Source organism: Sulfuriferula multivorans, from assembly GCF_003851125.1.
In the GTDB taxonomy this organism is placed as follows: domain Bacteria; phylum Pseudomonadota; class Gammaproteobacteria; order Burkholderiales; family Sulfuriferulaceae; genus Sulfuriferula; species Sulfuriferula multivorans.
On record NZ_BGOW01000001.1, the window covers coordinates 36353 to 46825 of the forward strand.

Genomic DNA, 10473 nt, shown 5'->3' on the forward strand with positions numbered 1-10473 from the left:
GCCCGATATAGCTTGGCCGAACTGCGCAGGCGCTTGGCCGGCCCGGGCATTTATTTAAGTATGGGCGCGTTTGTTACGCATGTGCAAAGCGCCATCCCCAGTGTGGCGGAGGGTATCCATCAGATATACCATGATGCCCAGATTCTCGAAGAGCAGCGTTTCGCTGATTTCCATGTCGCACTGGAACGCCCCGCCAGCCACCGCCGCTGGCTCAGGCCGCAGGTGATCTTCCGCTTCGATGGTTACACCCCATTCAAGCCATTACCGGTCAACCAGGCGTTCGCCTTGTTCGAATGGGGGCTCAATTGGTGTATCACCACCCATGCCCATCAGTACCTCATCATCCACGCGGCAGTTATCGAAAAAGAGGGGTTTGCCGCCATACTGCCAGCGCCGCCGGGGTCAGGCAAAAGCACGCTCACGGCCGGCTTGGTGAATCGCGGCTGGCGGCTACTGTCGGACGAACTTGGCTTGATCTCGAAAGCCGGCTTGATCCAACCCGTGGCACGCCCTGTCAGCCTGAAAAATGAGTCCATCGAAGTTATTCGCCACTTCGCCTCCGAAGCATGCATCGGCCGGGTCGTAAAGGACACGCTCAAAGGCACGGTCTCGCACATGCGCGCCCCTACAGAGAGCGTTGTCCGGGCACATGAACAAGCACGCCCCGCCTGGGTGGTATTCCCGAAATTCGACACCGGCACAGCCGCCACTCTGAAGCCGATGGCGCCTGCCCAGGCATTCCTGGGTCTGGCACGCAATGCTTTTAATTACAGTCTGCTAGCGGAAGACGGATTCCGGCGCTTGGCCACGCTGATGGATACCACCACCGCTTACAGTTTCCATTATGGCAACCTGGAAGAGGCCGCCAGCGTGTTCAATGCACTGGCAGAACAGCAGCGTGCATACGGCTGATTGCGCCATTATTCGCGCCCTGCGCGAGCCTACTGGCCTGGTTCAGGCCAGTGCCGGCGAATGGGATGTAATCATTCGCCAAGGCAGGCGTGCCGACCTGCTCGCCCGACTACACTGGACACTGGAGCAAACCGGGGTACTCAATACGCTGCCTGAGGCCACGCGCGCCCACCTCGAATCAGCGCAAGTCATCGCGCGCAAACAGGCCGGTGCAGTCAAATGGGAGGTCAGGAAAATTTGCCAAGCACTGGTAAACATCGGCGCACCACTCATTCTGCTCAAAGGCGCGGCCTATTGTATGGGCGGCCTGATGGCCAGTCAGGGACGCATATTCTCCGACGTCGACATCATGGTGCCAAAAACATGCATTGACCAGGTCGAAGCCGCGCTCATGCTGCACGGGTGGGTCGCCACTCAACATGACGCCTACGACCAGCGTTACTACCGTACCTGGATGCACGAAATTCCACCGCTCATGCATCTCAAACGCCAGTCTGTAATTGACGTGCATCACGCCATACTGCCCGAAACCGCGCGCCTGAAACCCGATCCCGCTTTACTTCTCGCCGCTGCGCAAGCCATTCCTAGTGAGCCTGGACTGTTCACCCTGGCACCCGCGGACATGGTGCTGCACTCAGCCAGTCATTTATTCTGCGGCGAATTCGAGCATGGCTTGCGCGATTTGTCGGACATCGACTTGCTGCTGCGCGAATTCGATACCGTGGCAGGGTTCTGGGATGACTTGGTGCCGCGCGCGCAACGACTGGATCTGGCGCGGCCGCTGTATTACGCGCTGCACTGGGCGGTGCGGTTGTTTGCTACGCCGGTACCTTCCCCGGTGCTGCACGAGATCGACGCATGCGCGCGTCCCTCCACACCGGCAAAGCAGCTCATGAATACGCTGCTACAACGTGCCTTGGTACCTGATCACGTCAGCTGCCACGATGCACTGTCTGTCCCGGCGCGCGGCCTGCTCTATGCGCGCGCCCACTGGCTGCGCATGCCGGCGCATTTACTGGCTTATCACCTGGCGCACAAGGCGCTATTTCCACCACACTCGGCGGCAAATTAAACGCAGCGCAAACGCGCGCGCAGCCGTTCGATCTCGTCCTGCATATCCAGCATCAAGCCCAGCACTTCCAGGTTGGCCTCCAGTTCGTGATACAGCCGCCAGGCGCGGCGCGCGCGTGCCAGGTCTTCTGCACTGAAACGCCAGTCGGCCAGAGTGGTGCCTGCCGGGTTAAGGATGGCTTCGTCTACGAGTTGGCATATCCAGGTGGATTCAGCACCGCAAGTCCAGGCAAGCTGCTCCAGCGTCAGTTTAAAAACACAGTCTGCAGTCAGTACGGGCGTGGTATGTGGTCCCATCTACGTCATACCCCCAGTGAGTGACGCGGATCGAATGCCAGCTCCTGCGCCATGGTTTGATATAGCTCGCGCGCGCGCGGTGTTGTCGCTTCCGGCAGCACCACTTCCAGCGTCAAATACAGGTCACCCGACGGATTGCCCGGCAACCCGCGGCTTTTCAGGCGCAGCTTGCGTCCGGACTGGGAACCGGGGGGTATTTTCACTTCAACCCCTCCGCCTGGAGTAGGCGCTTTCACCGTTGCACCCAGTGCGGCTTCCCATGGGGCAACCGGCAGTTTCAGATAAAGATCCGAGCCATCCACACGATATAGCGGATGCGGTTTGAACTGCACTTCCAGATATAAGTCTCCCGCACCTCCCGCGCTGGCCGCTCCCTGACCTGCGAGTCGCACTTGTTGTCCCGCGCGCACCCCTTTTGGCATTTGTACATCCAGACTGCGTTCGCGGTATGCAAGGTGTCCACTCGCATCAATTTCCGGCACGCGCAGGCTGATTCGATGCGTACCGCCGCGATAGGCGTCTTCCAGATCGAGCATGATTTTAGCGTGATGATCCTGCCCAGCTGCACGTTGTTGCGCAGCGCCGGCATGGCGTGTCCGACGACCAAACAGTTCGGAGAAAAAATCGCTGAAGTCCTGAGCCTGTCCCCGCTGATGGGGAGCGCCGCTGAATTCAAAACCCGCATCCCAATCAGGCGGCGGACGGAATTGTTCGCCTGCCTGCCAGCGACTGCCGAGTTGATCATAGGCCGCCCGCTTTTCGGCATCCTTGAGCACCTCGTTGGCCTCATTGATTTCCTTGAAGCGTGTTTCGGCATCGGCTTCCTTGCTTACATCCGGATGGTACTTACGCGCCAGCTTGCGATAAGCTCGTTTGATTTCATCCTGCGATGCGTCTCGCGCCACCCCCAGAATCTTGTAATAATCCTTATATTCCACAGCAGTTTTTCCTTTTTTGTGCCCAAGTTTGTATACGCTCTCATTTTGGACTGTCGTCTCACAATTTCAAGCAAAGCCTGGTAAATAAGCGTTCCGGTGAGGCTTGACGCGGGCGTCTGCTCGCGCGTATTATTCCTGATTGATTTAGTCGGGTATTCCCCCGCATCGTTATAACCTAATTTTCATGGAGTACCAGCAACAATGAGCGCACAAGACACCATCCGCGAGCAAGTCACTTCTCACAAAGTCGTGTTGTACATGAAGGGTACACCGCAATTCCCGCAGTGCGGTTTTTCCGCCAACGCCACGCAAATTCTCAAGTCCTGCGGCGTAGCCGATCCGTTTACCGTAAATGTTCTGGCCGACCCCGAAATTCGCCAGGGTATTAAAGAATATGCAAACTGGCCGACCATCCCGCAGCTTTACGTGAATGGCGAGTTTGTTGGCGGTTCCGACATCATGCAAGAAATGTTCAAGAACGGCGAGTTGCAAAAACTGCTGGCCTGATTGAATCGTCAAATAAAAAACGCAGCCTGAGCTGCGTTTTTTATTGGGCATCCAGCGATTACCGCGCCATTTGCGCAAATACCCTATCCGCAGCCGCCAGTGTGGCCTCAATCTCTGCGGCGCCGTGCGCAGCAGACACAAACCCGGCCTCGAACGCTGAGGGGGCAAAGTAAACGCCCTCATCCAGCATGGCGTGGAAAAAGCGGTTGAAGGCCTCTTTGTCGCATTCCATCACCTCCGCATAGGTTTGTGGCGCTGTGGCGCGGAAATACAAGCCAAACATGCCGCCCACTGCCTGCGCTGAAAACACCACACCATGGCTGGAAGCAACGTCGCCCAGTCCGGTCACCAGGGTTGTGGTGGTGGCAGCCAGTCGTTCATGAAAACCCGGTTCACGAATGAGACCAAGTGTCGCCAGACCCGCCGCCACTGCAACCGGGTTACCCGACAACGTGCCTGCCTGATAAACCGGGCCCAGCGGCGCGAGTTTTTCCATGATCTCGCGCCGCCCGCCAAATGCGCCTACTGGCAGACCGCCACCAATGACTTTGCCGAAGGTGGAAAGGTCCGGGGTAATCCCATACAGCGCCTGTGCCCCGCCCAGCGCAACGCGAAACCCGGTCATCACCTCGTCGAAAATCAGCACCGCGCCATGCTGCGTGCACAAATCGCGCATGGCTTGCAGGAATTCCGCACGCGGCGCAATCAGATTCATGTTGCCCACCACCGGCTCGACAATTATCGCAGCGATTTCATGACCGATGCGGGCGAAGGTATCCGCCAGTTGCTGCGTGTCGTTGTAATCCAGCACCAGCGTGAGCGCAGCCAGTTCAGCAGGCACCCCGGCGGAACTGGGCTGGCCGAAAGTGAGCGCGCCGGAACCCGCCTTGACCAGCAGCGAGTCGCCGTGCCCATGGTAGCAGCCCTCGAATTTGATGATCTTGTCGCGCCCGGTATGGCCACGCGCCAGGCGAATCGCGCTCATCGTCGCTTCGGTACCGGAACTGGTGAGACGTACCATGTCCATGCTCGGCACCAGTTCAACCAGCAGGTCGGCCATTTCAACTTCCAGGCCCGTCGGTGCACCAAAGCTCAGACCGCGCGCAGCGCGCTCATACACGGCTTGCAAAACCTCAGGGTGGCTGTGGCCAACGATCATCGGTCCCCACGAACCTACATAGTCGATGTATTCGCGGCCATCGGCATCCCATACACGCGCACCAAGCGCACGTTCAAAAAAACATGGCGTACCGCCCACCGAACGAAACGCGCGCACCGGTGAATTGACCCCACCCGGAATATGGCGCTGGGCGCGGGCAAACAGCTCTTCATTTTTACTCATGGTTTTCAGTCTTCTGTTTCAGCAATGAAAAAATCGGCGAAGCAACGCGCGCGCGCTTCGATATCGGCCGCCTCAAACAAGGCATGAATCACCGCAATCGCATCCGCCCCCGCCTCGATGAGCGACTCTGCATTGTCAGGCGCGATACCGCCTATTGCCACGATGGGCAGGTGCATCATGTGACTGGCGTGTTGCAGCAGGGCGATATCCGCGCGCGGCGCAGCGGGCTTGGTGGTGGATGCGAAAAAACTGCCAAACGCCACATAATCGGCACCTGCAGCCTGAGCTGCCAATGCCAGATCCAGACTTTGATAGCATGACACACCAATAATTTTTTCCGGACCCAGCACTATGCGCGCTTCGCGAATGCCGCCATCGTCGCGACCAAGGTGGACGCCGTCCGCACCCACCAGGTCAGCCAAACGCAGGCTATCGTTGATAATCAAGGGCGCCCGGTAGCGCTTGCATATAACCAGCAACTCGCTGGCTTGCTCGTGCTGGCGCGCCACGTCGCCGCTTTTATCACGGTACTGGACAACTGCGGCGCCGCCCCTGAGCGCCGCCTCAACCTCGTTCAATAACCGTGCGCTATCGTCGGTTTCGCGCGTGATCGCATAAAGTCCGCCGATCATTGTGGCTTTTCGCCTTCACGCGCCCAGAACAGGCGATCCGGAATGAACTGCCCCATGCCGGGGCGGAACGCGGCGCGCAGCGCTTCATAGGTAAATTCCTGTGCTTCGCGGACTGCCTCGGGGAGATCCAGGCCGTGTGCCAAAGCAGCGGCAATAGCAGATGCCAGCGTACAACCCGAGCCATGATAACTGCCCGGCAATCTGTCCCAGGCATCTCGGCGCAACACACCATTCTCACCATAGAGCGTATTGAAGACCTGAGGGGTGTTCTCATGGGTGCCGGTAATCAGCACATATTCGCAACCCATATCAATCAGCCGTCGGGCACATTCACCCAGATCAAGCTCGGCATTATCTTCACTGTCGTCCTGCAACAGACGCCGAATTTCCATACTATTGGGGGTCAGGATGGTCGTCTGCGGGATCAACATATCGAGAAGCGCCGCCTGCATGTCGTCACTAGCCAGCTCATCACCACGCCCGGATGCCAGAACCGGATCCAATATCAGCGGCACATCGGGATAATCGCTGACGATCTCGGCAATTGCGGCGATGGCCTCAATACTGCCCAACAGGCCGATCTTGAATGCGGCCACCGGCATATCCTCGAGTACGCTGCGCGCCTGGTCGGCAATCCAGTCGGCATCGATGGGCAGATAATCTTCCACGCCAACCGTGTCCTGCACGGTTATCGCGGTCACTACCGACAACGCATGACACCCCATGCTGGTCAGCGTAAGGATATCAGCCTGAATACCTGCCCCCCCACTAGGATCTGTCGCGGCAAAAGTGAGTACGATGGGCGGGAGTTCGTTGGTCATGGTCAAGGAGGCGGCACTAAATAATTCAGTGCATAAGGAGTTAGAATATGCATTTTAACTTAAAAGTGGAGACTCAATGGCACCCCCCTTCAACAGCTATCTGTGCGTGATCTGCGGTTTTATCTACGAAGAGGAAAAAGGTTGCCCGGATGATGGCATTGCTCCCGGGACCCGCTGGGAAGATGTGCCACCCAACTGGACTTGCCCTGATTGCGGGGCACGCAAGGATGACTTTGAGTTAATCCAGATATAGTTAACCACAGCAATTACTAAAGATTTCGCCGCGCAGTCCGATATTTACTCAAAGCCTGTACTGGTGCTTATTGCATCTGCACCATTAAGTAGGCTTAAACCGACATAACCAGGACGGGATACAGCGTGAGCGACACCAAAAATCTGGCTGGCATCAAAGTGATGGTGATTGATGACAGCAACACAATCCGCCGTAGCGCAGAGATTTTTCTCAATCAGGCCGGCTGTCAGGTCATTCTTGCCGAAGATGGATTTGACGCGTTGGCAAAAATCACCGAGCACCTGCCGGATGTCGTTTTTGTAGACATCATGATGCCGCGCCTGGATGGCTACCAGACCTGCTCGCTGATCAAGAAGAATGCCCATTTCAAAGCCACGCCGGTAGTCATGCTGTCAAGCAAGGACGGCCTGTTCGACAAGGCGCGCGGGCGCATGGTCGGCTCCAATGAATACCTGACCAAACCATTTACCAAAGACACCCTGTTAACCGCAGTACAACGCCACACCACCCAGCATTTAGCTGCCTGACCTTTAAGACGAGATTATTACCATGGCTATTCAACGCATCCTGATTGTAGACGACTCCCCCACCGAGCGCTTTTTCCTGGCCGATTTGCTCGGAAAAAATGGCTATGAAGTCAGCATGGCTGAAAATGGTACCGAGGCGCTGGATAAAGCCAAGCAAACCAAGCCAGACCTGATTCTGATGGATGTGGTGATGCCTGGCCTCAATGGTTTTCAGGCCACTCGTGCGATTACACGCGACGACGATACCAAACATATTCCCATCATCCTGTGCACCACCAAAAACCAGGAAACCGACAAAATATGGGGAATGCGTCAAGGCGCCATTGAATATATGGTCAAACCCATTGATGGCCCTGCTTTACTGCAAAAGATTCGTACCTTATAAGTCTCCTGTTTTCTGACAATTCACATACAGCCATGTCAAAACGCGTCAGTCTCAAACAATTCCAGCAAGACCTGAGCACCCGTCTTCAAGATGCGAATACCCGCACTACCCTGGCAACCAGCCTGGGAGTGCGCGTTGGCGATGAAAACTGGCTGGTCGAACTTGGCAATATCAGCGAAGTCATTGCACCGGGTCCATGGGTGCGGGTGCCGCTTGCCAAGGCCTGGCTCCTGGGTGTCGCAAATATCCGCGGAAAATTGTATAGCGTTGTCGATTTGTCCGCTTTTTCTGGGCACGCGACGGTTACACCTGGGCCGGATACCCGATTATTGCTGGTACACAGCCGATTCGCGGTGAATGCCGCATTGCTCGTCGACCGGACATTAGGATTACGCAGCACGGAACAGACAAGTCACAAAGAAACCAGCGTGTCTGATACGGAATGGATATCTCGTCATTATCGCGATGAGCAGGATGTTTTCTGGAAAGTTCTGGACATGGGCGCGCTCGTTTCGCATCCGGCATTTCTCCAGGCAGGCATCTAGACGCATTTCATCATAATAATAATTCATTTAATCAATTATTAAGCGGAGAAAAGCATGGCTATCAGCTTTCCCAGTTTCAATCTTAAGTCCTCCAAGGATAAAACTGCCAAATCCAGGAGTGCTCGCGACGTACCCGAGCACACCACGCTTATCATGAGTGGATTACGCAAAATTTCTGCCAAAACCCCTGGAGAAACACCACTCATTGGCCACCTGCCGATCGAAAAGCAGTACATGCTCACGCTGGGTGCTGCCTTGGCTCTGCTCGTGCTGGCAGCAGGCTTGGTGACATACAGCACCATTCAGACAGGTAATAAAACCGAATATATCGGTACTTCCACCGAAATGCAGATGCTTTCGCAGCGTATCGCCAAGGGTGCACAACAGGCTGTGCTGGGCACCCCTGAGGCATTCAAGCAACTGCAGGACAGCCGCACCATCTTCAAAAACAGCCTGTCAGGTTTGATAAACGGCAACAGCAGCATCCCTGCTTCGCCCAATTCGATTCAGCCGCTACTGGCTCAACTCGACAAAGACTGGAAGCCGATGACCGGCCAGATCGACTTGATTCTGGGTCAGGAAAAAACCCTGGTTGGTTTGCATAAAAGTGTGGGAAACATCAATAAATCCAGTAGTACATTGCTGGAGCTATCCGAACAGCTTGTTGGCCGCATGAACGATGCCAATTCGCCGCAGCGCCCCACCTCACTGGCCAGCGAAATGGTCATGTTGACCCAACGCATGGCCAAAAACGCCAACACGCTGCTGTCCAGTGAAGTGATCGACCAGGACGTCGCGTTTCAGCTCGGCAAGGATGCGACCACTTACAAGGACATCATGAACGGGTTGAATGACGGCAGCGAAAAGCTGCGCTTGACCGCCGCCACAGACCAGGACGTTCGCGCCAAGCTGCAGGATATTATCACTGCCTATAAAGGGTTCGAGGTCGACGTCAACAACATTCTCGCCAATATGCAGCCACTGGTGGAAGCCAAGCTGGCTGGACACGGTATTTTTACCGAGAGCGATAAACTGCTGGCCGACACACAAAAAATCACCACTGCTTATCAAGGGCTGGGGGCACTTGGCAATGCTTTGGCCATTTTGTTTGGTGTGTTGGGGCTGGCCAGTCTGGCGCTGTTTGGATATATCAACATCAACGAAGCCAAACGTCGCGCCCTGCAAGGTGAAGCCGAGAACAAGCGTAACCAGGAAGCCATTCTGCGGCTATTGAACGAGTTGGGCGACCTCTCGGAAGGCGATCTGACCGTCAGCGCTACGGTTAACGAAGATATCACCGGCGCGATTGCAGACTCCATCAACTTCACTATTGATGAGTTGCGCTCACTGGTTGTGGGTATCGATAAAGCTACTGAGCAAGTCAATTCGACAACCACCCAAGCCAAACTGGTATCGGACGAACTCCTGTCTGCCGCACAGCGCCAGTCACGTGAAATCGAAGATACCTCTGCCGCTATTCTGGATATGTCGGAATCCATTAATGAAGTGTCCGCCAGTGCCAGCCAGTCTGCACAGGTGGCGCACCAGTCACTGGAAGCCGCAGAAAAAGGCACGCACGCGGTACAAAACTCCATCTCCGGCATGAACGGGATTCGTGAGCAGATTCAGGAAACATCCAAGCGCATCAAGCGCCTGGGCGAATCGTCACAGGAAATCGGCGAAATTGTGGAACTGATTTCCGACATTACCGAACAGACCAACGTGCTGGCATTGAACGCTGCCATTCAGGCGGCATCGGCTGGTGAAGCAGGACGCGGTTTCTCGGTGGTTGCGGAAGAGGTGCAACGTCTGGCAGAGCGCTCCGGCCAGGCTACCAAGCAGATTGCAGCGATTGTGAAGACCATTCAGTCAGATACGCAGGACGCGGTTGCCGCCATGGAAACCAGTACCCAGGGTGTGGTTGAGGGAGCAAAGCTATCCGACGCTGCCGGCCAGGCGCTGTCCGAGATCAGCCAGGTGTCCCGCAATCTGGCCGCACTGATCGAAAACATCTCAACCGCAACCGAAGCCCAGGCTGCTGCAGCCACCAAAGTCGCCCGTACCATGCAGGACATCCAAAGTATTACCGAGCAGACAACCAACGGCACAAACCAGACCGCGTCTTCGATTGGTGCTTTGAGCGACCTGGCAACCGATCTGAAGAAATCAATTGCCGGCTTCAAACTGGCCTAACGCAGCTCCCGGCGTGCGCATGGCGCACGCCGCCGTGATTAGCCGACTAA

The 10473-nt window shown here is 56.1% G+C and carries 13 protein-coding genes; 8 read left to right on the plus strand and 5 right to left on the minus strand.

All coding sequences use genetic code 11. The annotated features are described in order from the left end of the window. Nucleotides 1–12 precede the first annotated feature (12 nt). On the plus strand, nucleotides 13–912 hold the full coding sequence (locus tag EI185_RS00165) for an HprK-related kinase A (RefSeq protein ID WP_223247578.1): 900 nt from the start codon (nucleotides 13–15) through the stop codon (nucleotides 910–912). Next, entirely contained in the window at nucleotides 899–1984 is a 1086-nt protein-coding gene (locus EI185_RS00170; protein ID WP_223247579.1) for a nucleotidyltransferase domain-containing protein, read from the plus strand. Before EI185_RS00165 ends, EI185_RS00170 begins: the two co-directional genes overlap by 14 nt. Here EI185_RS00170 and EI185_RS00175 read toward each other — a convergent pair. Further along, complete coding sequence (locus tag EI185_RS00175) at nucleotides 1981–2280, minus strand: chaperone modulator CbpM (RefSeq protein WP_124703090.1); 300 nt, start codon at nucleotides 2278–2280, stop codon at nucleotides 1981–1983. The two genes, EI185_RS00170 and EI185_RS00175, sit on opposite strands and share 4 nt — an antisense overlap. Before the next feature lie 5 nt (nucleotides 2281–2285). Continuing rightward, nucleotides 2286–3218, minus strand: a complete 933-nt coding sequence (locus EI185_RS00180; protein WP_124703091.1) for a DnaJ C-terminal domain-containing protein — start codon at nucleotides 3216–3218, stop codon at nucleotides 2286–2288. A 201-nt stretch (nucleotides 3219–3419) separates the two neighbouring features. Here EI185_RS00180 and grxD point away from each other — a divergent pair, with 201 nt between their 5' ends. Continuing rightward, entirely contained in the window at nucleotides 3420–3725 is a 306-nt protein-coding gene (gene grxD, locus EI185_RS00185; RefSeq protein ID WP_124703092.1) for a Grx4 family monothiol glutaredoxin, read from the plus strand. A gap of 58 nt (nucleotides 3726–3783) precedes the next feature. Here the strand turns inward: grxD and hemL are convergent, their stop codons facing one another. From hemL to thiD, 3 genes are read right to left on the minus strand one after another with little or no spacing between them, the layout of a single operon-like run. Next, nucleotides 3784–5067: a glutamate-1-semialdehyde 2,1-aminomutase gene (hemL, locus tag EI185_RS00190; RefSeq protein WP_124703093.1), complete on the minus strand. Its 1284-nt coding sequence runs from the start codon at nucleotides 5065–5067 to the stop codon at nucleotides 3784–3786. 5 nt (nucleotides 5068–5072) lie between these two features. Continuing rightward, a complete protein-coding gene (gene thiE / locus EI185_RS00195) occupies nucleotides 5073–5699 on the minus strand; it encodes a thiamine phosphate synthase (RefSeq protein ID WP_124703094.1) in 627 nt (208 codons plus the stop codon). Further along, nucleotides 5696–6520: a bifunctional hydroxymethylpyrimidine kinase/phosphomethylpyrimidine kinase gene (gene thiD, locus EI185_RS00200; protein ID WP_124703095.1), complete on the minus strand. Its 825-nt coding sequence runs from the start codon at nucleotides 6518–6520 to the stop codon at nucleotides 5696–5698. Before thiD ends, thiE begins: the two co-directional genes overlap by 4 nt. 76 nt (nucleotides 6521–6596) lie before the next feature. Here thiD and EI185_RS00205 point away from each other — a divergent pair, with 76 nt between their 5' ends. The 5 genes from EI185_RS00205 (at nucleotide 6597) to EI185_RS00225 (ending at nucleotide 10423) form a co-directional block, all read left to right on the plus strand. Beyond that, a complete protein-coding gene (locus tag EI185_RS00205) occupies nucleotides 6597–6773 on the plus strand; it encodes a rubredoxin (protein WP_124703096.1) in 177 nt (58 codons plus the stop codon). Between the two features lie 161 nt (nucleotides 6774–6934). Continuing rightward, nucleotides 6935–7300, plus strand: a complete 366-nt coding sequence (locus EI185_RS00210) for a response regulator (protein WP_124703269.1) — start codon at nucleotides 6935–6937, stop codon at nucleotides 7298–7300. Nucleotides 7301–7322: 22 nt separating this feature from the next. Beyond that, nucleotides 7323–7685 (plus strand): response regulator, encoded by a 363-nt coding sequence (locus tag EI185_RS00215; RefSeq protein WP_124703097.1) that lies wholly within the window; start codon nucleotides 7323–7325, stop codon nucleotides 7683–7685. A gap of 32 nt (nucleotides 7686–7717) precedes the next feature. After that, nucleotides 7718–8230 (plus strand): chemotaxis protein CheW, encoded by a 513-nt coding sequence (locus EI185_RS00220; protein ID WP_124703098.1) that lies wholly within the window; start codon nucleotides 7718–7720, stop codon nucleotides 8228–8230. A 54-nt stretch (nucleotides 8231–8284) separates the two neighbouring features. Next, a complete protein-coding gene (locus EI185_RS00225; RefSeq protein ID WP_124703099.1) occupies nucleotides 8285–10423 on the plus strand; it encodes a methyl-accepting chemotaxis protein in 2139 nt (712 codons plus the stop codon). The last annotated feature ends 50 nt before the right edge of the window (nucleotides 10424–10473 follow it).